Genomic DNA, 26,372 nt, shown 5'->3' on the forward strand with positions numbered 1-26,372 from the left:
TAACAAAGGTGGTGAGGGCATCAGAATGAAATACCTACTGGCTAGATTGAGGAAACTTTACCGGAATGCCCGTATATCCCAGAAGCTGTTTTTGGCGTTTAGCCTGATGATTGCCATACCTGTTATTTTGGTATCCTTTTTGTATATCCGCATGCAAGAAAACCAGCTATACAAGGATGCTATGGCAGTGGGAAACAGCCACGTTTCATGGCTAAACGAACAATTGCGCAGCAGAATGAATACCATTGAGAACGCTTCCACTACCGCGCTAACTCAAAAATCATTTGTGGATTTTATCCATTCCAATATGCTTGTGGATGGACTTCGACTAGTAAAATTTAAGCAAAACCAGTTTGAGCAGATGCATAATATCATTCAGAGCAATGCGATGATTAGTGAGCTTAGCTTTTACGTCGATAACCCGAACTTGTATGAAATATGGCCTGAAATCTATCATTATCAGAAATTTTGGCCGCAGGATTATTGGGTAAAGCTTCGGGATGAAGGTGGCGCGGCTTACCGTTTATTTTCTTTTAAGGATGGTGAACATACGTTATCCTACTACCGTTTGGTTCGCCTTCAGGGGCAGGAACAAAAACGTCCTAGTATCATGGAAATTCGCGTCCCGCACAGCATGTTTTTCAATGACCTGCTCCAGGAGAGCAAGGGGGACTTCTTTTCAGTTTTGATGAACGAAAGCGATCCTCCCCAGTATGTTTACAATCCCCAGCATGAATTTTCTCAAAAGTCCGGGCAGGGATTGGACGAGATTCTTGGCAGTATCCATCGCCAGTTGAACGTACTGCCACAGGAAAGTCCCGTCAAGGTTAAGGTTGGAGAACAGAGCTACTATGCACTATACCGGTACATTGCTCCGTTGAATACTTATGTGGTCGATATTGCCTCCCATCAGGCGTTGATGAAGGGGCCTCGCAGTTGGTATGCATTTGTGGTAACGATTACATTGTGTGTACTGCTGCTGCTCTTGCTACTCGTATCACATACAACTCGGCGCATTTTCCGAAGGCTGGACAGCGTACTGGCTTCAATGCGTCAGGTACGGAAAGGGCAACTGGATGCAATGATTGATACCGGCCTTGAGGAGAACGAAAGAGGGGATGAAATCGATGAGGTAGCTGTGAACTACAATAAAATGTTACATGAAGTCAAACATCTGATGACACAAGTTGTGGATAAACAGTTGATTGCCAAAAACGCACAGTTGCACTCCCTGCATTCGCAGATGAACTCCCATTTTTTATACAACGCTCTGGAATCGATCCGTATGGTGGCAGAGGTACAGAGGCAGCCTGCTATAGCTAATTCATTGGTGTCGTTGGGCTCCCAGCTACGCTACAGCATGCAGTGGCGAAGTGATACCGTTGCCCTTCGTGAAGAGCTTGCCAATATCCAAAGTTATGTTGAATTTATCAACTTTATGGAAGGCAGCAATATCGTTATGACAGCGGATCTTCCTCAGGAGATACTTCGCTATGCCATTCCCAAGATGTGTATGCAGCCCATCGTTGAAAATGCAGTTCATCACGCGGCACCTTCAGGTGGCAGTGTGTCTATACAGATTACCTTTTCAGTGGATGACAGTCTGCTCCTCATTAACATACGAGATGATGGAGCAGGGATAGAGCCGGAGATGTTAATCCGATTGCAAGCGGTACTGCGGAGCGACTCGGATACGCCGATTGTTTCCAGCAAGAACGGTCTTGGTTTGGAAAACGTAAATAAGCGACTGCAGCTTCATTATGGCAAGAATTGCGGTCTTTGGATTGAGAGTGTTCAGGGTGCTTATACCTGTGTAACGATACGCTTGCCTTGGGAAAATGCAAATCTTGGAGGGTGGTAGGATATGATCAATATTCTGATTGTGGACGATCAAAAGCACATCCGTGATGGTCTGCAGGCGATGCTACTTCAATTTCCTCTGGAACTGAACCACATTTACTGTGCCGCGAGCGGAGTAGAGGCACTAAGCCTTTTGCGCCAGCATAGCATCCACATCGTTATTACCGATATTAAGATGCCGGATATGGATGGACTTGCACTCATGGCACAAACCAAAGAGGAGCGAATCGAGCTGGAATATCTCATTATCAGTGGTTATAGTGATTTTACATATGCCCAAAAAGCCATCGGACTTGGGGCAAAGGGCTACTTGCTAAAACCGTTGAAGCGAGAGGATCTGCAAACTTCGCTAGAGCATATATGGCAAGAAATCCAAACACGGCAGGCACTTACCTTTAACATGCAGCATGTATCCCGTCTCGCCCAAGAGACAGATCGTAAAGAATTACGAATGTTTATGCAAGGTGCGTTAAGCGATGACGCATGGATTCTTCAGATTCAGCAACAAAATCCTACCCTCTGGTGCAACTATCGCCTGTGCCTGCTACGGGAGAAATGTTGGATTAATCAGCCCGGAGCCAGCAGCGCCCATAGCATGGAAGCCATTGCTTATCGTGTGTTTGGCAGACAAGGTTGTATTTGTCTGCAACACCGCCCGTACCTGATTCTTGCGGTAGATGCGTCGATAGATCCAGGTGTTTTGCCTGCAGCGCTCAAGGGAGGAAAGATTGATGCGATAACGGCCATGACTAACCCGATTCAAGGGTTAAAGGGGCTGCCAGGCAGCTATACACAAGTGCTTGAGCTCTATCGCCATAGTTACCTGTTTCCAGATCAGTACAGTATCCTGCCAACACATATTGAGCATATGGATCAGCAGTGGCAACTTCCCTATGAAGACTTATATGAACTGTTCCAGTCCGTTGGAACCGACAACAGTAGTATAATTACTCAGGGTATTTCCGCTATATTTCACAAAAATGTGCTGCAACGCTATCCTATTCGCTATACCCAACAGCTCTGCGCCGCCACCGTGCAGATGATGGAGGAATACGAACGAGTTATTCGCCCTTATATGGGGGAAGAAGCACTGGACCTTGAGTCTGTGCGTAATCTCTTCGATTATCCGGGGATGCGCGATTATATGCAGGCGCTGCAACAGCAGCTTCTTCGGCTGAATCAGTTCTATTTTGAATATAAGTGCAGCTATCGCCATTCGCAGGACTTAAATGAAGCCATTCGTTTTATACACGAGAGTTACCATAAACCGCTGGACCTCGCGATGGTATCCAATCATGTGTCGCTTAATTATGCCTATTTCTCAAATCTGTTTAAGAAGAATATGGGTAAAGGTTTTGCCGAATACCTGCGAGATGTGCGTCTGAATAAAGCGCGGCGACTCCTGGCCGAAACCGATCATAAAATTGTTGAGGTGGCTGCTATGGTTGGCTATGAAAGCTACAAAAGCTTCACACGGGCGTTCCGCCTTGTGATGCAGATCCAACCCACAGAGTACCGACAGATGATGCGGCAGAAAGCAGAGCACGAAGCTCAGTACGATAACGCTACACCATGAAACAGCATAATCAAACGGGCAATTTCCTATGTTAAATATGCGAATTGAATCAAAAGCCAAAAAAATGGGATACAACAAAAACAAATGTACCTTTTCAGCAAATTAACCTATTCGATAGAATAAAGATATTCCCCCATGTAAGCGATTTCCTTAATACGCATAGATTGGGAGAAACTATGATTCTATTAAAGGAGGGCAATGATGAAACTATCTCACTTTACGGAGAAACGGTTGATGAAAAAGGTATTTGGCATGTTCCTAGTGGTTGTGATGCTGGTTAGTGTTGGCGTATTGCCGGCTTCAAAGGTTCAGGCAGCGGGAACTACCGTTACCTCAATGGAGTACTTCTCACCAGCAGACGGGCCTGTTATTTCAAAATCAGGGGTTGGCAAGGCCAGTTACGGATTTGTCATGCCTAAGTTCAATGGAGGCTCTGCTACTTGGAATGATGTTCACAGTGACGTGGGTGTGAACGTAAAAGTAGGCAACAACTGGGTTGATATTGACCAAGAAGGTGGTTATATCTATAACCAAAATTGGGGGCACTGGAGCGATGGCGGCTTCAATGGCTATTGGTTCACCCTTTCCGCAACAACCGAAATTCAACTGTACTCCAAAGCGAATGGTGTTAAGCTTGAATATCAACTTGTATTCCAAAACATAAACAAAACAACCATCACAGCGATGAATCCGACACAAGGGCCACAAATCACAGCAAGTTTCACAGGCGGTGCAGGCTTTACATATCCAACGTTTAACAATAATCCTGCGGTCACCTATGAAGCTGTTGCGGATGATTTGAAGGTGTATGTCAAACCAGTGAACAGCAGCACTTGGATTGATATTGATAATAACGCAGCCAGCGGCTGGATCTACGATCACAATTTTGGCCAATTCACTGATGGCGGCGGTGGCTACTGGTTTAACGTAACGGAATCGATCAATGTCAAATTGGAATCAAAGACTTCTTCGGCTAATCTCATTTATACGATTACCTTTAATGAACCGACAAGAAATTCATATGTCATTACGCCATACGAAGGAACAACTTTTACAGCAGATGCAAATGGTTCCATTGGAGTACCGCTTCCCAAAATTGACGGAGGTGCGCCAATCGCCAAGGAACTGGGTAATTTTGTATACCAGATTAACATCAATGGACAATGGGTGGATTTGAGTAACTCCAGTCAGAGCAAGTTTGCATACTCCGCTAATGGTTACAACAATATGTCTGCTGCCAATCAGTGGGGATACTGGGCCGATTATATCTATGGTCTTTGGTTCCAGCCCATCCAGGAAAATATGCAAATCCGTATCGGTTATCCACTGAACGGACAGGCGGGCGGAAATATTGGCAACAACTTCGTCAACTATACCTTCATCGGTAATCCAAATGCTCCGCGTCCGGATGTATCGGATCAAGAAGATATCGCGATCGGGACTCCAACCGACCCGGCTATCTCGGGTATGAATCTCATCTGGCAGGATGAATTCACCGGAACTACGCTCGATACAAGTAAATGGAACTATGAAACTGGCTATTATCTCAATAACGATCCTGCTACCTGGGGTTGGGGCAACGCAGAACTGCAGCATTACACGAACAGCACCCAGAATGTATTTGTCCAGGATGGAAAGCTGAATATCAAAGCCATGAACGACAACAAATCCTTCCCGCAGGATCCGAATCGGTATGCTAAGTACTCCTCTGGCAAGATTAATACCAAGGATAAACTCTCCTTGAAGTATGGCAGAGTCGATTTTCGTGCCAAGCTGCCTACAGGCGACGGGGTTTGGCCGGCACTTTGGATGCTTCCAAAAGATTCGGTATATGGCACATGGGCTGCATCAGGTGAAATTGATGTTATGGAAGCGAGAGGACGTCTGCCTGGCTCAGTAAGCGGTACCATACACTTTGGCGGACAATGGCCCGTGAACCAGTATTCGGGTGGCGATTACCACTTCCCAGAAGGGCAAACTTTTGCGAATGATTATCATGTATACTCTGTAGTCTGGGAAGAGGACAACATTAAATGGTATGTCGACGGAAAGTTTTTCTATAAAGTCACCAACCAGCAGTGGTATTCCACGGCCGCACCGAATAATCCGAACGCACCTTTCGATGAGCCGTTCTACCTCATTATGAACTTGGCGATCGGCGGAAACTTTGACGGCGGCCGGATTCCGAACGCATCTGATATTCCGGCCACCATGCAGGTGGATTACGTCCGAGTGTATAAAGAACAGTAATAAGACCACCGTGTTCATGATCACGGTCGTGTGGAGGCTATTCAGCCTAGCCGACAGACAATTGAACGCTGAAAGAGGACAGGTAAAGACCAACAACATTTTTGTTGTTGGTCTTTACCTTTTAGAAGAGAACTGAGCATTTTTTGCACCAATTCTCTTTTCAAAACAATCAAGCAGCCTTCGTTCCAATGCTGGACAAAGGCTGCTGCTTATAGTTTTTTATATCATGCCTGGTTAAGTCGCGATTCCCTGAAAATGCCCTTAATGACTGGCATCTGCTTGTGCCGAAGGACGTGCTACAGCAGGAGCTTCCTGAACTTCGGCTTGTGCCGAAGGACGTGGTCCTCCAGGAGCTTCCCGAACTTCTGCTTGTGCCGGTGGGCGTGGTGCTGCAGAAGCTTCTCCCCGAACTCCGGCTTGTGCCGATGGGCGTGGTGCTACAGAAGCGTCTTCCCGAACTTCGGCTTGTGCCGATGGGCGTGGTGCTACAGAAGCTTCTTCCCGAGCTTCGGCTTGTGCCGATGGGCGTGGTGCTACAGAAGGTTCTTCCCGAGCTTCGGCTTGTGCCGATGGGCGTGGTGCTACAGAAGTTTCTTCCCGAGCTTCGGCTTGTGCCGATGAGCGTGGTACTACAGAAGCGTCTTCCCGAACTTCGGCTTGTGCCGATGGACGTGGTACCCCCGAAGTTGTTTCCTCACTCGCAACCACCCTGGGCGTATTGCTGGAGGCCCAAGCCGTTGTTACGGTACTTATTGCAGTAACCAGAAAGAGCGCTGATATCGCTATAACAAAGGTTTTCTTTTTCACTTTTTTTACGTTAAGCATCATGGTTAATCTCCTTTTTAGTTGTTTGCCGTCCCCGGATAGTGAGGAGCACAATGGGGTGGGTGAAATCCTTGATCCGGCGACTACGTTCAGGATCATTTCCCCATAGCGTTTACGATCCGCAATGGACATTCCCTTTACGACTTCTTCATCGCAGGACAGTTCACTCCATATGTGAATATCCCTGGAAAGTGTATGAATCAGCGGATTGAACCAATGCAGCCCACGAGCTACCAATATGAGCGCCTTGACCCATAAATCTTTCCTTTTCAGGTGAATCAGTTCATGATGAAGCACCAGGGTGAGATCCACATTTGCTGCATTCTCCAAAGGCAGATAAATCGTCGGTTTCCACAACCCAATCAGAAAAGGACTGCGAATCATGGAGCTATATGCAAGTCGAACCTCGCTTTTGAGACCCAGAGTTCTCTTGACGACCGGGAGCAGCTCGGCAACTTCGCTGTTCTTCGGCACGATGGTTCGTGTAAGTTCTAGTTTCTTGAGAAACCTGTGGTAACCATATATTTGCCATGCTGCAAAAACTATGGCTCCAGCTGCCCATACGCATATAAATGAGAGCGCTAGGTTTGCTGAAATGGACTGTACCGGGATGGAAGGAACCAGATAGAACGGCTCAGCCAACCCCTGTTCAACTGTTAAGGGTAACTTGGTTACTGTTGCATTGGATATGAACCTTGTAAACACCCAGTGAGAAGCAAAAAATATGGGCAATAGATACAAACCCAAAGCCATTTTCCCAATGCCAAAGCGCCATTTTGCTGGAAAAGCCTGAAAGGAAAAAAGGCGCAGTAACAAGATGAAAGCGACGACAACACTTCCGGCAACGGTCAAGGTAGACAATAATACAAGAATAGTATTCATAGTATTCACCTACTTTTCCGAAAACCATTGTCTCAGCTCTGCAATGTCTTGATCGGAGAGTTTGTCGCCGTCATACAAAGCTGAAATCAAATTTTTGACTGAGCCTTGATATAAATCATCCAGGACTTGTTGTGTTTCCAGTAACTTGTAATCTTCGGGCGAAATACGAGGCACATACTTGTTGGTACGTCCATGCCTTGTAGCCATAAGAGCTCCCTTGTCTACCAGCCGGGAGAGAAAGGTGGAGATTGTTTGCGCTTTCCAATCTTTACCCCTTTGTGAAAACAGGTGCAGCAGTTCGGTGGAGGTGACTGGTGGCTCACACTCCCAGATCGCTTCCATCAGCTCCATTTCAGTATCCGATAATTTTTGAATTTGGTTCACGGTGAACACTCCTTACTTCGCTATGCGTCCATAACAAAGGGTATTACTACACTACGTAGTATGACTAACTTACTACAGCATGTAGTAGATAGTCAAGTATCGAGAGGATGTTAAGGAACAACAGAGGCTGATTTGTTCTAACGGTAAGCTAAAATCTAATTTAGGACTTTGTAATAAACGATTAAGCATTGCTTTTTTCCAGAATGAAAGAAGAACTTCGTTTGATTTTAGTGCAGAAACGAATGTCTGGGGTATATACTTAGGCATAAATCCTGAAATCACAATAGGGAGGGACACCATGAATTTGTTTCATATACAATCAACATTGCGAGGAATTAACTGGACCGCATCGTTCCTGGAGAATAACTTTATTGGCATTGCCTGGCCTGGGATAGGGGATCTGGAGCACGAGCCACCGGAAGAATGGAAGCACCAACTGATCCAACGTTACGGGATCGGAGAGATGGAACTGACACAAGTACTGGAGACTCTCCATATGTTTGTGTATATCATGCAGGATGGAGATTATGTTCTGGTAGATGATGCTGAATGGACATACGTCGGGGATCTTGGCGATTATTTTTACGATGATTCGAACGGCACGGGAGAAGAGTCCCTATGTCACCGAAGAGGTGTTACCTGGCTGGGACGTATCCCTCTGATGGAGTTAAATGACAAAGTACAGGCATTACGTAATCAACATTCAATCATTGCGAAATTCGAACATCCCATATCTCAGGCACAATTGGACCCCTGGCTCTCGGTCAACTCAGAAACGACTAAAGAAGACAGTCATTCTTCGGTCAGAGTAGATGAAGACACAGTTAAAGAAGCCCTCGATGTGTTGAAAGAAGCGTTGCACAGCGAAGAAGCTGACCTACGTGTCCGTGCAGCCGCAGCTATTTTACAATATGCAAAATCCTAGATAGAAACGGACAGTCAATAGCTGTCCGTTTTTTCAATTCAGTGAATTTCTCTTGTGCAACATTTTGAAAAGTGTAACTCTTTACATAGGTTTTACTCACGGATAACGCCTCCCTGATCTTCCCTTGTTATGCTAGCTCTGTTTGGGTTTACATAAGCCAAGCAATCATACATACAAAGGAGAGAATTATGATCAGTCACCTCTACAAGAAGATGTTAGCCATCCTGTTATCCATTGCTTTGGTATTTGGATGGTTTGCGGGATTTGGGGGAGCCAATTCAGCGCAAGCCGCATCGTTGTCTGAGCCAGATATTCTGTTAGAGCGTAACGCCAATTGGAAATATTTCGATCAGGGTCAAGACTTACTGTCGGAATGGCGTGCTTTATACGATGATTCGTCTTGGAATTCCGGAACTGCTCCGTTTGGTTACAAGGACAACGGCAATGGCATAAGCACCTCCTATTTTGGACCTGTCCATACGGAAGTCAGCTACGGTCTGGACAAAGAATCAAAACCCCGCACAACCTATTTCCGGACAAACCTAACCGTTAACAAGGACCAAATTGATGGTTATGGACAAATTCTCGGCACATTCGGCATTGATGACGGTGCAGTGATTTATGTAAATGGTGTGGAAGTCCGTCGCTTTGGCATGCCAGACGGCGAGATTCAATACTCCACCAAAGCAACCTCCAGTCAGGACTTGCCGGTAATGTATGAGGATATCGACCTGACTGAGCCAATGAAAGCCTATTTGCATGATGGATCAAACGAAATCGCCGTCGAAGTACATCAACAGAGTGAGAGCAGCTCTGACCTGTATTTTGATATGGAGCTTAAAGCATTGGCTGATGCGCCTTTACTGGATATCAGCAAAGTAACGGTTACCTTCTATGGAGACGCAACAACAAGCAAAGGCTTCACTTGGTATACCCCTCTTGCATCGGTACAGAGCGATGTTCAAGTGGTACCGAACCAGGGAGGCGCTGCTGACTTCAGTCAGGCCCAAAGCTTCATCGGGCGCGCGTCCGTGGCTTCGAACTCCCCGGGAGAAATGGTACATAAGGCGGAAGCGACGAATCTTATGCCAGATACGTCCTATTATTTCCGCGTTGGCGATCAGAATCTGGGCATATGGAGTGAGGTTGGAACGTTTAAAACGGCTCCCATTGATGGAGCGTTTACGTTTATTGACCTGACGGATACTCAAGCAAAGGAAGAAGATGAGGCCAGCCTGTCCGGCTCTACACTTTCCAAAGCGCTGACTACTGTTCCGAATGCGGAGTTTGTCATTCATAACGGAGACGTTGTGGAGAACGGAACGTCAGAACAGGAATGGAACTGGCTGCTTGGTCACTCACAAACCAGCTTGATGAATACGACCATTGCACCATCCCCAGGCAATCACGAGAACAAAAATTATGCCTTCTACGAGCACTTTAACCTGAAGCAGCCCGATAACGCTGCAACAGTAACAGGTGCATACTACTCTTATAATTACAGCAAAGCCCATTTTATTGTATTGAATTCCAATGAGAATTCCGCCGAATATGCCAATTTCTCCAATGAGCAAGTGGCATGGATGAAGCAGGATGTGGAGGAGGCAAAAGCAGCAGGAGCGGAGTGGATTATCGTCAACATCCATAAAGGTCCGTATACAACGTCCAATCACGCCACCGACAGAGACATTATTGGCGAGAACGGTGTAAGAAAAAAAATCGCCCCGTTGATGAACGAACTGGGCATCGATCTGGTACTTCAGGGACATGACCATATCTATGCACGGACGAAGCCAATCAAGAGCGACGGTACTGCGGAAGATGTGTCCAAAATAACGGAGACTCTGAACGGACAAAGTATTGAGTACGCAGTTAAGCCTGATGGAACGATCTATATGATTCCCGCTACCGCCGGGGCCAAAGTATACTTCAAAAACGTAAAGCCAGAACTTGGCGAAGCGTATTTCAGCTTGTTCGAGCGTGCTGAAGAAAACCACGCACGGCAATATGGAGACACTACAAGTGCGGCCAGAGGTCAGGTCCAAAACTTCGTTTCATTGACGATCAACGGGGGTAAACTGACAGCCGTTACGTATGAGATAGACCAAAATAGTAATAACGCACAACCATATATCGTTGATCAATTCGGAATCATCAAGGAATCGGATACAGTTCCCACTCCGGAACAGGTAAACAAAGTAACAGTAACGTTCCATGGAGATCCGACCAAGAGCAAGGGCTTTACATGGTATACATCCGATCAAGTAACGAATAGCGACCTTCAAGTTGTGGAGAAAACAGCTGCAACACCTGATTTCACACAAGCCAAATCGGTTCAAGGACGCTCTGCTCAGCCTGCAAATGCTCCAGCGGAGCTGATGCACAAAGCTGAAGTGACAGATCTGAAAGCCAATACGAACTATTATTTCCGTGTAGGGGATGCTTCCAAGGAAGTCTGGAGCGAGACAGGTACGTTCCGTACAGCGCCGGAAAAAGGCAAGTTCACCTTCATTGATTTAGCGGACACACAGGCGAAGGAAGAGGATGAGGCTATTCTATCATCCGAGACATTGGCCAAAGCATTGGCTACGATACCGGATGCACAATTCGTCGTGCATAACGGAGATATTGTGGATAAAGGCGTCAAAGAGGAACAATGGAATTGGCTCCTTGGTCATTCGCAGGAAAGCCTGTTGAACACAACCATCGTCCCATCCGCAGGGAATCATGAGGACGAAAACTATGCGTTTATCGATCATTTCAATATCCAGTCACCAGTGAATTCTGCAACGGAGACGGGAGCTTACTATTCGTATGATTACAGCAATGCGCATTTTGTTGTGTTGAATTCCAATGAGGATTCGGGCGATTATGACAACTTCTCTACAGAGCAGGTCGAGTGGCTGAAGAAAGATGTTCAAACTGCCAAGAAGAACGGAGCCCAATGGATTATCGTCAACATTCACAAGGGGCCGTATACAACGTCAAATCACGCAACGGATTCCGACATCATGGGAGCAAACGGCGTACGTTCCAAGATTGCACCGATCATGGCGGAGCTTGGCATTGATTTTGTTCTTCAGGGCCATGATCACATCTATGCCCGGACCAAACCGATTGACCAGAAGGGAAAAGCACGTCAGCCAGAGATTATCACCGAGATGCAAAATGGACAGAAAATCGAGTACGCTGTGAATCCGGATGGCTCGATCTATCTGATTCCGGCAACAGCTGGTCCAAAAGTCTATTACAAAAATAAAAGTGAGAGTCTCGGGGACGCCTACTACAGTCTCTTCGAACTGGCAGAGGAGAATCATGCAGCCAAATATGGCCCTGATCCGAGTGATAACCGCCGTCCAAAACGAAGTCAGGTACAAAATTTTGTGGGCATTACGATCGATGGTAATAAACTGACAGCTATAACGTATGAAATTGACCAAAATCTGAACGAAGCAGCACCATTCATTATTGATCAATTTGGTATCGTGAAGAAGACGGTGACACCAAATCCTGATCCAGGAACGTCCAATCCAGGAACATCGAATCCGGGCTCGGGTTCTGGTTCCGGCTCCGGTAATGGATCCAGCAGCGGTAATGGCACTTCAGGAACCGGTGGAAATCCTTCAACTGGGAACGGTTCGAACAACGGTGCTGGCAACGGAAGCAATCCCGGAAATGAGACGGGTACCGGATCAAACAATAGCGGGAATGGTGGAAATGCACCGATACTGAAAGATACGGCCGGGCACTGGGCAAAAACAGCAATTGATAAAGCCCTGACGGCTGGATTCGTGAATGGCTATGGCGATCAGACCTTCCGTCCGAATCAGAAAGTTACACGTGCCGAGTTCATTACGATGCTGGGCCGTGCCTTGAATCTGAATACTGAAAGCGAGAGTATTCACTATACAGATGATAACAAGATTCCTTCATGGGCGAAGCCTTATATTACAGCAGCTGCATCCGCTGGCATTGTCAATGGTTACGAAAATGGCTCGTTCGGCCCTAGCAAGACGCTGAGCCGGGCGGAGATGGTAACTATGATTGCACGCGCTGGCGGAATCCCTGCGGATTCTAACGCCAAGCTCGACTTCAAAGATGCGAAGGACGTTCCGGCATGGGCTGTCCCATATGTAGCTTCCACTGTGGAAGCTGGCCTAGTAGGCGGGGTCGGTGGCAATCGTTTTGCTCCAAATCAGACAGCGACTAGAGCAGAGGCAGTCACACTTATTGTCGGCCTTCTAGAAAAAACAAAATAACTCTGGAATAAATACAACAAAGAAACCGATGTGGGGCTTTCCTGCATTGGTTTCTTTGTTGTATGGTTGTCAGAATAAATGAATATCCGAGGTTTAATCTGATAGCCATCACAGTCTCAGAAATCATCTTGTCAAGTTCTCCGTAACATGATATTATTGATAACGATTATCAATATCATTTAAAAGGTGGGTTTATTTTGTACAAGCAACAAAATTGGATAGGATTGCTGCTGGTAATGTGTGTGGTACTCGTTCTGAGTGCATGTGGTCAGTCAGCGACAACGAGCAACACAACTGGTAATAGCACAGCTGTGGGCAATGAAACAACAAGCGACTCCGCTTCAGGGATAACCGATGAAGGAGAGACCAAGACCTATCAGTCGGATGCAGGTGAGGTACAAGTGCCTAAGAATCCGCAGCGTATCGTCGATTTGACAGCATTTTCGACCGGATATTTTGTTGCACTGGATGCTCCGGTCGTGGGTGCTTTGTCAGGTGCAATGAACAACAAGTACATCAAAGACCAGCTCACAAGTGAGGGCACAATCGATTTGGGTGAGCAGCCAACAGCCGAGAAGATCATCAGCTTAAAGCCTGATCTGATCATTGCTTATACGGGTACAGAGGGAATCGATAATTTATCCCAGATTGCACCTGTGGTACAAATCAAATATGGTGAGCGGAATTACAAGGACCTCATGCTGGAATTGGGCAAGCTGACCAATAGAGAAGAAGCAGCGAAAGCCTGGATAACGAAATGGGAGACACAGATTAACGAGTTGAAGCCTAAGTTGGAAGCCGTTGTCGGAAACCGTACAGTCTCCATCCTGAACCCATATTCAAAAGGTCTGTATGTATTCGGTCATAATTTCGGTCGTGGTGGCGAAATTATCTATGGCGAATTTGGCCTCAAGGCTCCAACCAAGGCTCAGGCAGAGGCGATTGACAGTGGTACAGGCTGGGCCACCATCTCCATGGAAGTGCTGCCAGAATATGCGGGTGACATCATCTTCACCAGTCCATGGTCGGGAGATAAAAGTGATCCCAAAGTTGTCTATGACAATACGCTATGGACCAATCTCCCAGCGGTCAAGGCTGGCCATGTGTTCCAGCTCGATCCGACTTCGGACACTTACAACGATCCAATATCGCTGGAAGGTCAGCTGAAGTTTATATCGGAGAGCCTGCTTTCCGTTAAGTAAGACGCGACACTCTTAATTTCACATAAGTTAAGAAGATTCGAGAGTATTCCTGACAGTCACCGTGTGGCAGAGGAATGCTCTTTCTTGTTGTGTAACATTATATTGTCTTCCCCCAGGCTTGAAGTTATAGAAGGAATTTGATCATCATTCATCGTCATAGAATTTCATGTAGGATTTGGTTGTGTTTTGTTTGTTGTTCAGGTAGTCGATTTTATAAATACAGGAGTAAATGACATTTAACACATATTCAAAGGCGATTTGCGAGGAGAATGTACCAATCTTGGCATACTTCACTTCATCGTTAGGAACCTGTATACAGATTGTGCTGATACTAGCCAATTGGCTTTGGCTGGTTGCCGTGATGGTTATAAATGGGATGTTTTCACTTTTAAAATATTGTGCAGCTCTTATGTAATCCTTCGACTTTCCGTGATAGGTTAAGAAAATCGCGCAATCACGGGGTGTGAGATTGACCGTATGATGTGCCCATTCGGATAGTTCTGTGGCAATCACGACATATTTGTTGATTTTGAACAGTTTGTTTTGAAAACTCTTCGCTCGGATTTCTGAATCACCTTGTGCATAGATGAAAATTCGTTCTGCTTGATTCAGCAGATGTGATGTTTGCGTCAACAATTTATCATCCATAAACGCAACGTTTTTTTGAATCGTTTCCTTCATTAATTCCGCAATCTCTTTTGCAACCTGAAGGGACGATTCATTCAAACTGAATGGGTAATTGGGGTCGACATTGGAAATATTCTGAGTGCTTTGTTGGAATTCGCGAGCAAGACTGATAATGAACTCCTTGAAGCCGGATAGTCCAAGCTTACGAGTCAAGCGATTTATCGCGGAATGCGAAGTATATGTAACTTTTGCAAGCTCTTGAATATTCAAGTGAAGGATGTGCTCCTTATGAGTCAAAATATATGAAGCAATGCTTTTTTCATTTGGTGTAAAATTATGCATGTCTGATAATTGTGTCAATATTTTCAACAGGTTCACCCCAGATTAAATTGAAATAACGTTGATTGAGAACGTCTAATAAACATTTTGTTTAAAAATAAGCCTTCTTACATACGAATGATTGGTCATATGTACCGTTATTGCTGCAAATCCCCTACGCAGGACTTTCTTCTTCTATAATAAATGAAAAAGAGCCTGAAGGGGAATGAATATGCTGACTATTGGATACATCGGGAATGGCAAAAGTACAAACCGTTATCACCTTCCTTTTTCATTGAACCGAGACCATTTGAAAGTAAAAACGATATATGCTCGTAATCCAGATAAAGCGGAGTGGGATAAAGCTCCCGGCATCTACTACACAAAAGATATTGCTAACGTGATGAATGACGAGGAGATTCAGTTAATTGTAATCTGTACTCATACCGAATCTCACTATGACTATGCAAAAATGGCACTCGACCACGGAAAACACGTGCTTGTTGAGAAACCTTTCATGTTAACCAAAGAAGAAGCGGAATCCATCTTCCAATATGCCAAAGAAAAAAATCTGCTGATCCAATGTTATCAGAACCGACGATATGATTCAGATTTCCTTACGACCAAGAAGGTAATCGAATCAGGAAAGCTTGGAGAGCTGCTGGAGGTGGAGATGCATTACGATTATTATCGTCCGGAGATTCCGAATGCTACGTCCCATTTTTCCAAATACAAGAGCTATTTATACGGGCATGGAGTTCATACCTTTGATCAAGTGTTATCTTATTTCGGAAAACCGGACAAGATTCATTACGATGTTCGTCAATTGCTCGGATCTGGCAGAATGAATGATTACTTTGATCTCGACTTTTATTACAATTCACTCAAAGTATCGATTAAATCGAGCTTCTTCCGCCTAAAACCTCGTCCGAGTTTCGTTGTATACGGTAAAAAAGGAGTCTTCGTCAAGCAAACCGAAGACCGCCAAGAGGAACACCTGAAATTATTTTACTTGCCCAAAGGTCACGCTGACTTTGGTATAGATCTACCGCAGCATTATGGTATCCTGACATACCTGGATGAGGAAGGAAACTATCATGAAGAGAAAGTACCTTCCGAGAAAGGCGATTATGCCAGAGTATACGATGATATGTATCAAGCCATCATACATGGCAAAGAAAAAGTAATTAAAGACGAAGAAACGATTACAGCCATGGGAATACTCGAAAAAGGCATGGAGGAGTGTAACTAACATGAGACTCGGAATCGTCGGAGCCGGAATGATTGTAGGGGATCTATTGAGCTTTATACAAGACATTCCTACCGTAATTTTACAGGCTATCAGCTCCAGACCCAGCCATCGCGATAAATTACTATCTTTACAGAACCAGTATGGGTTTGACCAGATTTACACAGAGTATAGTGCAATGCTTGCGAATGAGGATGTAGATACGATTTACATTGGACTGCCCAATCACCTGCATTATTCATATGCCAAAGAGGCTTTATGTGCGGGCAAACATGTAATTTGTGAGAAGCCATTTACTTCTAACCTCCAAGAATTTTTAGAACTTAAAGAGATTGCTCAGCAAAAAGAACGAGTATTGATCGAAGCCATTTCAAATCAGTATTTGAAAAACGTCTTATCCATGAAGCAATATTTGCCTAAACTTGGTGATATCAAAATCGTGGAATGCAACTATTCTCAATATTCATCCCGTTATGCAGCTTTCCAAGCAGGAGAAGTACTGCCCGCCTTTAACCCCGAAATGTCTGGCGGAGCGTTGATGGACATTAATTTATATAATATTCATCTGGTAGTAGGCTTCTTCGGGAGTCCTGAGAAGGTGGAGTATTGGGCCAACATGGAACGCGGCATTGATACTTCAGGTATGTTGCTGTTGGATTACGGGAATTTCAAGTGTGTATGCATAGGTTCCAAAGATAGTACAGCCCCTAATGCAGTGAACATTCAGGGCAATAAAGGACATATACACATGGCGAGCTCAACTAATAAATGCGAATCCTTTGAGATCACACTTCACAAGGAAATGCCTGTTCGAGTGGATCATAAAGATCATCCACATCGCATGTATGACGAGTTTGTGGAGTTTGATCGTATCATCAGTGCACTGGATCTGAAGAAAACAGGCGAAATGCTGGAGCATAGCGAAAAGGTGATGAAGGTTATTGAACAGGCGAAACAGTCTGCTAATCTTGTATTTGGCCGTACTTACCCGTCGATGATATGAAAATAGTCGCTTAAAAAGTCGCCCATGGCGACTTTTTGATTTTGGAATACCAGGTCCTTGCCCCAAGCGTGAACAAGAACCTGATGTTATTCCCCGTTTGTTTCTATAGGCAGGACTCCATAAATCTCTTTGGACATTGCACCAAAATACGCCGTAACAACACTGCGAAACTCTAAAGCAGCCTTCGAAATATATCTGTTTTTGTGTGACAATAAAGCAATTTCGCGAACGAGTCTGTGTTCCTCTACCTGGAGATATGTGATTCGTTCGTGCGGATTTTTTGCTGTACTTGGTATAAACGCGAGACCGATCTCTGCTTCCACTAGAGCGGTTAATCTTGCAGGTTCATCTCCTTCATATACATACTTCGGTACAAAACCGACGGATTGACATGCGGAGTCAACCAAATCACGAACACCATACCCATTCTTCACACCAACAAACCACTCGTCTTTAAGCTCAGCTAAGCTTATACCACTTCGATCTGCATACCGATGACCCACGGGAACGGCTACTACGATGGGATCTGCGAAAAGTATCTGACATTCGATATCATCTCCTTGAATCGGAGGGGAAGACAGACAAAAATCAACCTCACCCCGATGCAGGAGCCTGGACATGTGATCTAGGGTTACCATTTGTACATGAAACTGAATATTCGGCTTGTTTTTCCGGAATTCCCGCAGTATTCCTGGCAAGGTGCTTGCCGTAGTTACAGCCAATTGGAGTGTGCCATGATCCGAATTGGAGAGGTCCGCAATTTCCCGCTTTCCCTGTTCCAATTCGAACAGGGCTTTTTCGGTTCGGTGAAGAAATGTTCTTCCGAATTCGTTCAGTCGCAGTTTTCTTCCAATTCGATCAAATAAAGGAGCTCCAAGGTCATCCTCTAACCGTTGTATGGTTTTGCTCAGTGAGGATTGAGTGACGTGCAGCTTTCCCGCGGCTTCCGTAACATGCTCGCATCGAGCCACAATCAAGAAATATTTTAGTTGAAGAAGCTCCATTTTCACCATTCCCTCATTCCTTTTAGTACATCAAATCATAACATACAATGCGTTGGAATAAATAAGAGACTTCGAGTAAAATGACAGCAGAGAAGAAGGAGGTTGCACAATGAATGTTCGAAATAAATGGTTAATGTTATCGGTTGGATTAGGAATTATGCTGAATCCGTTAAACTCCTCCATGATCTCTGTAGCCATCGCAAGACTGCAACAAGTGTATCAACTTGATTTTAAAGCCGTTTCGTGGATTATTTTTTCATTTTACATTGCGAGTGCTGTTGCTCAACCTGTCATGGGCAAATGCAGTGATCTATTTGGCCGCAGAAAAATATTCCTTATTGGTCTTGTTATGGTCTTCGTCTCATCCATGTTGGCACCGCTGTCCCCAAGTTTTTCTTGGCTTATCGTATTCCGGATCATTCAATCTATTGGCACAAGCATGATGGTAGCTGTGGGAATGGCGATTATACGAATTTATGTAACTGAAAAACAAGCTTCTGCCTTGTCTGTCTTGGCGATTTTCCTATCTGGAGCAGCAGCAATCGGCCCCTTTATTGGTGGTGTATTGATTCATTGGTGGGATTGGCATAGCATATTCATCGTTAATATTCCGTTTGTAACTGCAAGCTTTTTGTTCGCATGGAAAACAATCCCGAAGGATGATCAATCCAAACCCGTCACTAGCCGTTTAACTATTCGGAAGTGGCTAGAGTTGATTGATGCACCAGGCATCCTGTTATTTACAATAGCTTTGGTGACGCTGTTAATTGGTTTACTTTCAGTCAAATCAACGAGAGATATAGCAATGTGGCACCTTATTGCAGGGGGAATCGGTTTGATGGCACTAGTAACGTTTATACGACATGAACTAAAAACAAAATCACCCTTTATCCCTCTGCGAGCATTCGCTTCATATCCCGAAATGACTTGGGTGAATATACAGTTCACACTGGTTAATATTCTGTTTTATGCTCTTTTTTTTGGAATGCCCACTTATTTACAGCAAGTGCGTCATCTTAACGAAGTCCATACAGGAATGATTATGTTAGCCCTCGGTTTATGTTCCCTTATCATTTCTCCTGTTGCAGGACGTTGGATTGACAAATCGGGACCACGGCCAGCTTTAATCGTTTCTGCTGTGTTAATGACATTCGGTTCCATAGTGGTCATACTATTGCAAGAAGCTTCCCCAGTCTTCATTGTAATTCTTGCCTTGGCAGTATTTGGGGTAAGTAATGGCTTAAACGCTGTTGGCATGCAGACAGCTCTGTTCAAGAGCACGCCAAAAGAAATGATCGGTGTCGCATCAGGTATTTTTAATACATCCAGATATCTGGGTACCATTTTATCTTCTTTATTGATTGGTATCATCATGGGAGAAACATTTAGTGTTACAGGATTCCAAACGCTTGGAGTCATCCTTACGGTATTAGCTGTTTCTTTGATCTTCATGAGCTTACGTCGTCAGGAATTAACGGATAAATCAGGATATTTGGGCTAATTGAACAAATCATTGAGCTTGGTAGCAAATCATTTGTCCTCGTTTCCTGTTATCCTTATATCAAAATCTACAAAGGCGGGTCCGCTCATGTCCATGAGAACCGAAAAAATAGCCAAAGCACCGCAAAAACTGGAAAGTGCACCAGATAAACAAGGAAGCCTAAAGCAGAACGGGCTATCCATTATTAAATTTTGCTTGCACACACATGGCAAAACAGGATCATATTTTCTGAAAGATCACCTGTTGTTATTCGTTAAGTCGGGCATATATACAGTTCGTTTCGGGGACCAAGAGTACACCGTGCGCAGTAATGAAATGGTGTTTCTTCACAAATCGATTCGGATTGACTACGAAAAATCGGGTGAACCCGGTTCAGAGTTCAAGTTGGATTATATGATGTTTTTCCTTAATGAGAATATACTTGAGGAATTTGTCCGATTTTCTGGTTATAAGCCGATGTATCCGGTGAATGAACTTGTTCCGGTGTCCATCATTACAGTCAGTCCATTCACTCAAGCTTATATCGAATCTTTAAAACCTTATTTTGAAAGTCCGGATGAGGTAAGTGACGGACTGGTACGGCTGAAGTTCATGGAGCTCTTGTATCACTTGGCGGACTCCAATAATCATTTCTTACTTGAGTTGCTACAACCAGGTCATAATAAAAACAGCAACATTAGCAAGATTATGGAAGACAATTTTACAAATCCCGTGTCTATTAGCGACCTGGCTTATTTGTCTGGCAGAAGCCTGTCTACGTTCAAACGTGATTTTCAGGCCATGTACCACACCTCACCACTAAAGTGGATTCGCAATCGAAGACTGAATGAAGCCAAGAAACTGTTGTTAGAGACGCCACTGACAGTAACCGAGGTCTGCTTCACAACAGGATTCGAAAACATTGCCCATTTCTCCAAAGTGTTCAAGCTTCAGTTCGGGCTTCCACCGTCAGAGTTTCGACTTCAAAGTCATACGAGAGAGGATGAACCAGGCCAGGGAGAACCATTGAGCTAAATAAACAAATAAGATGAGCTTAGCAGCAAAGTAGTGGTTCAACTTTCTTGATATTCTTAACTCAGGCGGAAAGTTGGCGCAGAATATATCATGAGAGCGCCTGAACATCCATTACGATGAAAAGAGAGGATCAATCAAATGGAATATGTGAAACTTGGAAATACAGGATTAGATGTATCTCGGCTGTGCCTTGGCTGTATGGGCTTTGGTGAGGCAGGTCGTGGATTTCACCAATGGGTACTTGATGAAGAGAACAGCCGTCCGGTGATTCAAAAGGCTCTGGAGCTTGGTATCAATTTCTTTGATACGGCTAATGTATATGCAGGCGGGACTAGCGAGGAAATTCTCGGCCGGGCTCTTAAAGACTATGCCAATCGCGATGAAATTGTCCTTGCGACAAAAGTGTTTTCCCGTATGCATGAAGGTCCCAATGGCTCCGGCCTTTCTCGTAAAGCCATTATGAGCGAAATAGATAAGAGCCTCAAGCGATTAGGTACCGACTATGTGGATCTATATCAAATTCATCGCTGGGATCAACACACCCCCATTGAAGAGACCATGGAAGCACTACATGATATAGTGAAGGCTGGGAAAGCAAGATATATCGGTGCTTCTGCCATGTCTGCATGGCAATTCCAAAAGGCTTTATATGTGGCTGAGAAAAATGGATGGACCCGATTTGTATCCATGCAGAATCACTATAACCTGATCTATCGTGAGGAAGAAAGGGAGATGCTTCCCCTATGCCTGGAAGAAAAAATTGGTGTAATTCCATTTAGCCCGCTTGCGTCTGGTCGTTTGACACGTGATTGGGATGAAACAACTTATCGTTCAGAAACCGATCAAGTTCAAAAGGCAAAATACGATGCAACAGCCAGTACCGATCGATTGGTAGTAGAGCGGGTTGCAGAAATCGCAGAAAAGCACGGCGTACCTCGGGTTCAAATTGCACTTGCCTGGTTGCTGCAGAAAGATCCGGTTACAGCCCCTATTATCGGTGCAACGAAAATATCTCATCTCCAAAATGCCGTAGATGCACTTTCCATTACGTTAACTTCTGACGAAATTGCGTCTTTGGAAGAGCCGTATGTACCACACCCATTATATGGATCAAACATTGGTTTTAAATAATCGTACACCCCGGTTCAAAACCCCCGAATAATTATTCGGGGGTTGGCTTCATTCTGATGATCATTTCCGAAATCATTAGTAGCAATACAATAGTTCCATAAATACCAATAGTGTAGCTTATAGTATAAGCCAACCCGAAACTCTGATGAAGAAGGGTAGTCATGAGATGAATGAACATGTTCGTAAAACAGAAGGCATAACTTCGGATCATCCAGTTCCGGTGTTGGATCATGCGTTTCTTTTTAATCTGTATTAGAGCCGTAATTGTAATAAACAGCCATAGGATATTTAGCGCATTGAAGCCCATACTACTTATCTTTCCGCCAGTGGCGTAAGGGGCCATATATCCGGAAGTCAGTACAACAAGCAGGACGGATACGATGTATACATAACCGTTTATGCGGTGGAACTTGCGGCTCTTTTCAAAGATCCGGTTAGAGAAGTTGAGCAATCCGGACGCCATGGCCAAACATGCAAATGCAACATGAACGTACATAATATTCAGCCAGATCGGAAGATTAAGCTCACGCTTCAAACCCGTCTTTTGGCTTAAAAATTCCGAAGCTTCTGGGTCAATCCAATAATTCTTTATCAAAGCATACAGGATAAATAAAATGCTGACACAAGCCAACCATCCATATAATGTTGTCCGTTTCTTCATACCATTCTACAACCTCCGAGACTACTTTTTGTTACTCCTAGATAAGCGAGCTAGTTTATTCGTTTTCCTGTTAATTTGGATGCAGGAAGGAGGCCGGCCTTAGCGATTCCACTCATCTGATCTCCGTCTGCGCCAACTTCAAATTTCAGATTCAAACGCATAGGTTTGGTGATCGCCAGAGACCAAGTCAGTTTGTTATTGTAAAACACAGGGTTCAGAAACGCAATTGTTTCATCGCCTTGTGTTGCTGTACCTTCGATCACATCGTTACATGTCGTTATGCAAAGCTTGACTTCCAGCTTACCGACAGGTGTAGCGATTGTCGTATCCCAATTTCCGACGAAGAGGGAAGCCTCTGTATATTGGTTATGTATTGGGGCAGAGGTCACCACCGATTGGTTTTTTACAATGTTCGATTCATTGTCCGTCAACACATGAGGAGTGCTTGGGGCAACACCATATTCCCTCCAAACCGTTCCTCTTCGTTCGTACTCGAACAACTGCTCTACTGCGTGCGCGATGCGTGGTCCCAGTTCACGTTCCACCAGATACAGCGCGACATCGAGCCCCGAGGTCACACCGCCGCCGGTAACCAGATTCCCATCATCCACTACACGTGCCGGGACTGGAATTGCCCCGGTTGCACCAAGTAGTTCCATACCCAAATGATGCGTTACCGCAGCTCTGCCTTCCAGGAGTCCTCCCATGGCTAACAAAAGGGAACCGCCGCAGACCGTAGCCACTACAACGTTTTTGTGTTCGAGAGCTGCCCTGATCATTGTTGTTAATTCCGTATTCATGGCCCTGCCCAGAATAGCTGGAATCGAGTTTGGACCATCGCCTTCAACCTCACCGGCTGCGCCAGGCACAAGTATGATACCCGGACGTGCCGGGTCCAGTGTCCCGTTCGCCTCGATTTTCAATCCATTTATACCGCTAGTCACAGATCTTGGTCCTTCAGCCGTAACCAGTTCTACCGTTAACGCGTTGTCGATATGCATGGAAGCGGAGCAAAACACTTCATAAGGCGCAATGGCATCCAGTAGATCGAAGCCATCAAATAACACGATTTGTACAGTTATCATTCATCCAACCCCCTGATCTTTATTTGGTCAAAAGATCCTTCAGCCTGTGATATTCGTCTTCGTCAATTTCGCCTTTAGCCATTCGGCTTTTCAAAATCAAAGGGATGTCATGGTCTTCCCGGCTGCGATCATTGTTACGATGACGAATCATGTATATACGAAGCGTCACGAAGCAAAACAGCGTGAGACAAAACAAAGATCCAAAGTAAAAAAATGAGAATCCGCTATCCTCCAAACCCATACGATTACCTCCTTTTTCTGCTGTGATGGACGAATAAGAATGTAGGTCGTCCGTACTCACAGGTAAAATCATAACAAACGAATATCTCAAACAAAGTCGTAAAAAGGTCACAAAACCATAAACAACTCATCACAAAATATAACCTCGCCTTGGTTCGAAAAGAAAAAATGATAAACTAGAGGGCAGAGGTGGGATAAGTATGAGTATGTTGAATACGATACTCGTCGTTGACGATGACCAAAGTATCGTTGAGTTATTAAGGGATTTTCTGGAGAATGACAACTTTCACGTCATGACTGCTTGTGATACGGAACAAGCGTGGGGCATACTTCAGCAGCATTCCATAGATTGCGTTGTTCTGGACATCATGATGCCGGGACAAAATGGATTTGAGCTATGTCGTCGAATTCGAGCTGAAAGTAATGTTCCCATCCTTTTCTTGAGTGCGCGCAGTGATGATGTGGATAAGATTCGAGGTCTGACACTCGGCGGAGATGATTATATCGTCAAAACAGCTTCGCCTGGGGAAATCGTTGCCAGAGTAAAAGCCGTTTTACGACGCTCCGCTTCCCGGCAGACCATGGATGAGAAGGTGCTGGATTATGGCCGCCTCCAGTTAAATCTGTCTGCAAGAGAAGTTGTTGTGGAAGGTAAAAATGTTGAGCTTACACCTAAGGAATATGAGTTACTCCGATATTTTGCTGAACACCCGAGACATGTGTTCTCCTATGAACAATTACTCGCGAAATTTTGGGATGGGGTGGGAGACAGGCACACCATTCGAGTGCACCTTAGCCGCCTTAGGGAGAAAATTGAGTTCGATCCCAACCATCCACAATTCCTGATCAACGTATGGGGAGTAGGGTACCGCTTCGAAGGAGGATAACATGAGAAAACTGCGCATTCGTACATTTACTATGCTTTGTTTATTCTTCTTACTTACGTTGCCGTGGATCTTTTTTGTGACGGCGCACTTTATGGACAATCAGACGTTTAGCATTTCGAATAGCCGCCAGCAAAATGAAACGTTGCAAACACATCTGGCCGAGATGATCCGCATGATTGAAGTTAACACGGATCAATGGACGGATCCAAGCTGGCAAAACAAATTACAAACCCAATTGCGACAAGCAAAGATGGATGTGGTCATCGAGTCTTCATCGAATTCGGAAATTTATCGTTCCAGCCCGAAGCGTCACAGTCGGATATCGTCGACTGAACAGTTCTCTGTCATTGAAGACGGACAATTAATTGGAAGGGTTGTTCTATATCTGCCTAAGTCCAATGGGGGACAACTGATTTCCGCATTTGTTGGACTGCTGCTTGCTTTCTTTGTTGTTGGTGTAGAGATGAGAAGATTCCTTCTCAAACCCCTTGAAAAAATGAGCAGAGCAGCTAGACAAATCGCGACAGGAAACTGGGATGTGCAGTTGCCTAAGTCCAGAATCGCGGAAATCGCTGAAGTTCGCGACGGATTCGAGGCGATGGTAGAAGGGTTGGAACAATCCCATCGGAAACAAGTGGAGCTGGAGGAAGAACGCAGATTTGTTATCGCAGCAGTCGCGCATGATTTACGTACGCCTTTGTTCGCTTTGCGAGGGTATTTGGATGGATTGGAGCAAGGTATTGCACAATCACCAGAACAAGTAACCCGATATATAACCGTCTGCAAAGAGAAATCTGCTCAATTGGACCGATTGGTAGAAGACCTTTTTACGTTTACAAAAATGGAGTATTTGGAAAGTGAACTTAACAACAAAACGCTAAATCTAACACAGATTTTCCGGAAGTCGATGGACAGTTTGAGTCCGCAGGCTGGGCAAAAACATATCTCGATCTTAAACGACTCTGCAGATGAGTGTTTCATTAGCGGCGATTCGCATTTATTGGAGCGTGCCATGAACAATATGTTGGAAAATGCCGTAAGATACACACCTTCAGGTGGGGAAGTTACGGTCCAATGCTACAAAGAAGGCGATAAGATCAAGTTTACGATACGCGACACTGGACCTGGGTTCTCATCTGAAGAACTGGAGCGTGTGTTTGAACCCTTATATCGGGGGGAAGCATCTCGAAGTCGTACAACTGGGGGCAGTGGACTGGGTTTAGCGATCTCACAACGAATCGTGAAGCAACACGGAGGCGTACTTGCCGTAAAAAATCATTCTGAAGGCGGGGCCTTGCTGGCTGGTTGGTTACCAGCAACTGATCCAAATTAATCCATAGAATTATGCAAAAAACGGAGGAGAATTAAAGATGGCACCTAAACCATGTTGAAAGATCAACCAATGAGAAAGAACGATTGGAGCATTATATTAAATTCAGGGCTATTTCGCAAAGAGTATACAGGCTGCACACTTCGTGATATCTTGGGT

The 26,372-nt window shown here is 44.8% G+C and carries 20 protein-coding genes; 13 read left to right on the forward strand and 7 right to left on the reverse strand.

Translation table 11 applies throughout. From position 1 onward, the window contains the following. The first annotated feature begins 25 nt into the window (after nt 1-25). The 3 genes from JNUCC31_RS30700 to JNUCC31_RS30710 all read left to right on the forward strand — a co-directional run bounded on the left by JNUCC31_RS30700 (nt 26) and on the right by JNUCC31_RS30710 (nt 5,686). On the forward strand, nt 26-1,861 hold the full coding sequence (locus JNUCC31_RS30700; RefSeq protein WP_192267074.1) for a sensor histidine kinase: 1,836 nt from the start codon (nt 26-28) through the stop codon (nt 1,859-1,861). A gap of 3 nt (nt 1,862-1,864) precedes the next feature. Continuing rightward, nucleotides 1,865-3,436, forward strand: a complete 1,572-nt coding sequence (locus tag JNUCC31_RS30705; RefSeq protein WP_192267075.1) for a response regulator — start codon at nt 1,865-1,867, stop codon at nt 3,434-3,436. Nucleotides 3,437-3,637: 201 nt separating this feature from the next. Further along, complete coding sequence (locus JNUCC31_RS30710; protein WP_228469798.1) at nt 3,638-5,686, forward strand: glycoside hydrolase family 16 protein; 2,049 nt, start codon at nt 3,638-3,640, stop codon at nt 5,684-5,686. Between the two features lie 261 nt (nt 5,687-5,947). On the opposite strand, the gene JNUCC31_RS30715 is transcribed toward JNUCC31_RS30710, so the two are convergent. Together JNUCC31_RS30715 and JNUCC31_RS30720 are read right to left on the reverse strand one after the other, a co-directional pair. Then, nucleotides 5,948-7,393, reverse strand: coding sequence for a M56 family metallopeptidase (locus JNUCC31_RS30715; protein WP_192267076.1), 1,446 nt, complete (start codon nt 7,391-7,393; stop codon nt 5,948-5,950). Between the two features lie 9 nt (nt 7,394-7,402). Further along, nucleotides 7,403-7,777 (reverse strand): BlaI/MecI/CopY family transcriptional regulator, encoded by a 375-nt coding sequence (locus JNUCC31_RS30720; protein WP_192267077.1) that lies wholly within the window; start codon nt 7,775-7,777, stop codon nt 7,403-7,405. 298 nt (nt 7,778-8,075) lie between these two features. Between JNUCC31_RS30720 and JNUCC31_RS30725 the strand changes: the two genes are divergently transcribed. From JNUCC31_RS30725 to JNUCC31_RS30735, 3 genes are all read left to right on the forward strand, one after another. Then, nucleotides 8,076-8,702 (forward strand): hypothetical protein, encoded by a 627-nt coding sequence (locus JNUCC31_RS30725; protein ID WP_192267078.1) that lies wholly within the window; start codon nt 8,076-8,078, stop codon nt 8,700-8,702. A 188-nt stretch (nt 8,703-8,890) separates the two neighbouring features. Continuing rightward, nucleotides 8,891-12,961 carry an S-layer homology domain-containing protein gene (locus JNUCC31_RS30730; RefSeq protein WP_192267079.1) on the forward strand — a complete coding sequence of 1,357 codons (4,071 nt, stop codon included), beginning with the start codon at nt 8,891-8,893 and terminating at the stop codon, nt 12,959-12,961. A gap of 197 nt (nt 12,962-13,158) precedes the next feature. Beyond that, nucleotides 13,159-14,163: an ABC transporter substrate-binding protein gene (locus tag JNUCC31_RS30735; protein WP_228469331.1), complete on the forward strand. Its 1,005-nt coding sequence runs from the start codon at nt 13,159-13,161 to the stop codon at nt 14,161-14,163. Nucleotides 14,164-14,307: 144 nt separating this feature from the next. On the opposite strand, the gene JNUCC31_RS30740 is transcribed toward JNUCC31_RS30735, so the two are convergent. Continuing rightward, nucleotides 14,308-15,159: a MurR/RpiR family transcriptional regulator gene (locus tag JNUCC31_RS30740; protein WP_192267080.1), complete on the reverse strand. Its 852-nt coding sequence runs from the start codon at nt 15,157-15,159 to the stop codon at nt 14,308-14,310. A 181-nt stretch (nt 15,160-15,340) separates the two neighbouring features. Between JNUCC31_RS30740 and JNUCC31_RS30745 the strand changes: the two genes are divergently transcribed. After that, nucleotides 15,341-16,360 carry a Gfo/Idh/MocA family oxidoreductase gene (locus JNUCC31_RS30745; RefSeq protein ID WP_192267081.1) on the forward strand — a complete coding sequence of 340 codons (1,020 nt, stop codon included), beginning with the start codon at nt 15,341-15,343 and terminating at the stop codon, nt 16,358-16,360. Nucleotide 16,361: 1 nt separating this feature from the next. Continuing rightward, a complete protein-coding gene (locus tag JNUCC31_RS30750) occupies nt 16,362-17,360 on the forward strand; it encodes a Gfo/Idh/MocA family protein (protein ID WP_192267082.1) in 999 nt (332 codons plus the stop codon). 86 nt (nt 17,361-17,446) lie between these two features. On the opposite strand, the gene JNUCC31_RS30755 is transcribed toward JNUCC31_RS30750, so the two are convergent. Beyond that, entirely contained in the window at nt 17,447-18,364 is a 918-nt protein-coding gene (locus JNUCC31_RS30755) for a LysR family transcriptional regulator (protein WP_192273477.1), read from the reverse strand. 109 nt (nt 18,365-18,473) lie between these two features. Here JNUCC31_RS30755 and JNUCC31_RS30760 point away from each other — a divergent pair, with 109 nt between their 5' ends. The 3 genes from JNUCC31_RS30760 (at nt 18,474) to JNUCC31_RS30770 (ending at nt 22,010) form a co-directional block, all read left to right on the forward strand. Further along, nucleotides 18,474-19,865 carry an MFS transporter gene (locus JNUCC31_RS30760; RefSeq protein WP_192267083.1) on the forward strand — a complete coding sequence of 464 codons (1,392 nt, stop codon included), beginning with the start codon at nt 18,474-18,476 and terminating at the stop codon, nt 19,863-19,865. 87 nt (nt 19,866-19,952) lie between these two features. Beyond that, entirely contained in the window at nt 19,953-20,879 is a 927-nt protein-coding gene (locus JNUCC31_RS30765; RefSeq protein ID WP_192267084.1) for a helix-turn-helix domain-containing protein, read from the forward strand. A 138-nt stretch (nt 20,880-21,017) separates the two neighbouring features. Further along, nucleotides 21,018-22,010 carry an aldo/keto reductase gene (locus JNUCC31_RS30770; RefSeq protein WP_192267085.1) on the forward strand — a complete coding sequence of 331 codons (993 nt, stop codon included), beginning with the start codon at nt 21,018-21,020 and terminating at the stop codon, nt 22,008-22,010. Nucleotides 22,011-22,041: 31 nt separating this feature from the next. Here JNUCC31_RS30770 and JNUCC31_RS30775 read toward each other — a convergent pair whose 3' ends face one another. From JNUCC31_RS30775 to JNUCC31_RS30785, 3 genes are read right to left on the reverse strand one after another with little or no spacing between them, the layout of a single operon-like run. Next, entirely contained in the window at nt 22,042-22,671 is a 630-nt protein-coding gene (locus JNUCC31_RS30775; RefSeq protein WP_192267086.1) for a DUF2306 domain-containing protein, read from the reverse strand. A gap of 50 nt (nt 22,672-22,721) precedes the next feature. Further along, on the reverse strand, nt 22,722-23,756 hold the full coding sequence (locus JNUCC31_RS30780; protein ID WP_192267087.1) for a DJ-1/PfpI family protein: 1,035 nt from the start codon (nt 23,754-23,756) through the stop codon (nt 22,722-22,724). A gap of 19 nt (nt 23,757-23,775) precedes the next feature. Continuing rightward, a complete protein-coding gene (locus tag JNUCC31_RS30785) occupies nt 23,776-23,997 on the reverse strand; it encodes an SHOCT domain-containing protein (protein WP_192267088.1) in 222 nt (73 codons plus the stop codon). Nucleotides 23,998-24,196: 199 nt separating this feature from the next. Between JNUCC31_RS30785 and JNUCC31_RS30790 the strand changes: the two genes are divergently transcribed. Together JNUCC31_RS30790 and JNUCC31_RS30795 are read left to right on the forward strand one after the other, a co-directional pair. After that, complete coding sequence (locus JNUCC31_RS30790; protein WP_192267089.1) at nt 24,197-24,883, forward strand: response regulator transcription factor; 687 nt, start codon at nt 24,197-24,199, stop codon at nt 24,881-24,883. Nucleotide 24,884: 1 nt separating this feature from the next. Further along, nucleotides 24,885-26,216, forward strand: coding sequence for a sensor histidine kinase (locus JNUCC31_RS30795; protein ID WP_192267090.1), 1,332 nt, complete (start codon nt 24,885-24,887; stop codon nt 26,214-26,216). Nucleotides 26,217-26,372: the final 156 nt, after the last annotated feature.

It is taken from the genome of Paenibacillus sp. JNUCC-31 (assembly GCF_014844075.1).
Taxonomy (GTDB): domain Bacteria; phylum Bacillota; class Bacilli; order Paenibacillales; family Paenibacillaceae; genus Paenibacillus.

Bases quoted from the DNA above. Each gene is read 5' to 3' on its own strand.
- JNUCC31_RS30700 (WP_192267074.1), top strand. From the start codon at position 26: ATGAAATACCTACTGGCTAGATTGAGGAAACTTTACCGGAATGCCCGT.
- JNUCC31_RS30705 (WP_192267075.1), top strand. From the start codon at position 1,865: ATGATCAATATTCTGATTGTGGACGATCAAAAGCACATCCGTGATGGT.
- JNUCC31_RS30710 (WP_228469798.1), top strand. From the start codon at position 3,638: ATGAAACTATCTCACTTTACGGAGAAACGGTTGATGAAAAAGGTATTT.
- JNUCC31_RS30715 (WP_192267076.1), bottom strand. From the start codon at position 7,393: ATGAATACTATTCTTGTATTATTGTCTACCTTGACCGTTGCCGGAAGT.
- JNUCC31_RS30725 (WP_192267078.1), top strand. From the start codon at position 8,076: ATGAATTTGTTTCATATACAATCAACATTGCGAGGAATTAACTGGACC.
- JNUCC31_RS30730 (WP_192267079.1), top strand. From the start codon at position 8,891: ATGATCAGTCACCTCTACAAGAAGATGTTAGCCATCCTGTTATCCATT.
- JNUCC31_RS30745 (WP_192267081.1), top strand. From the start codon at position 15,341: ATGCTGACTATTGGATACATCGGGAATGGCAAAAGTACAAACCGTTAT.
- JNUCC31_RS30750 (WP_192267082.1), top strand. From the start codon at position 16,362: ATGAGACTCGGAATCGTCGGAGCCGGAATGATTGTAGGGGATCTATTG.
- JNUCC31_RS30755 (WP_192273477.1), bottom strand. From the start codon at position 18,364: ATGGAGCTTCTTCAACTAAAATATTTCTTGATTGTGGCTCGATGCGAG.
- JNUCC31_RS30760 (WP_192267083.1), top strand. From the start codon at position 18,474: ATGAATGTTCGAAATAAATGGTTAATGTTATCGGTTGGATTAGGAATT.
- JNUCC31_RS30765 (WP_192267084.1), top strand. From the start codon at position 19,953: ATGTCCATGAGAACCGAAAAAATAGCCAAAGCACCGCAAAAACTGGAA.
- JNUCC31_RS30770 (WP_192267085.1), top strand. From the start codon at position 21,018: ATGGAATATGTGAAACTTGGAAATACAGGATTAGATGTATCTCGGCTG.
- JNUCC31_RS30775 (WP_192267086.1), bottom strand. From the start codon at position 22,671: ATGAAGAAACGGACAACATTATATGGATGGTTGGCTTGTGTCAGCATT.
- JNUCC31_RS30780 (WP_192267087.1), bottom strand. From the start codon at position 23,756: ATGATAACTGTACAAATCGTGTTATTTGATGGCTTCGATCTACTGGAT.
- JNUCC31_RS30785 (WP_192267088.1), bottom strand. From the start codon at position 23,997: ATGGGTTTGGAGGATAGCGGATTCTCATTTTTTTACTTTGGATCTTTG.
- JNUCC31_RS30790 (WP_192267089.1), top strand. From the start codon at position 24,197: ATGAGTATGTTGAATACGATACTCGTCGTTGACGATGACCAAAGTATC.
- JNUCC31_RS30795 (WP_192267090.1), top strand. From the start codon at position 24,885: ATGAGAAAACTGCGCATTCGTACATTTACTATGCTTTGTTTATTCTTC.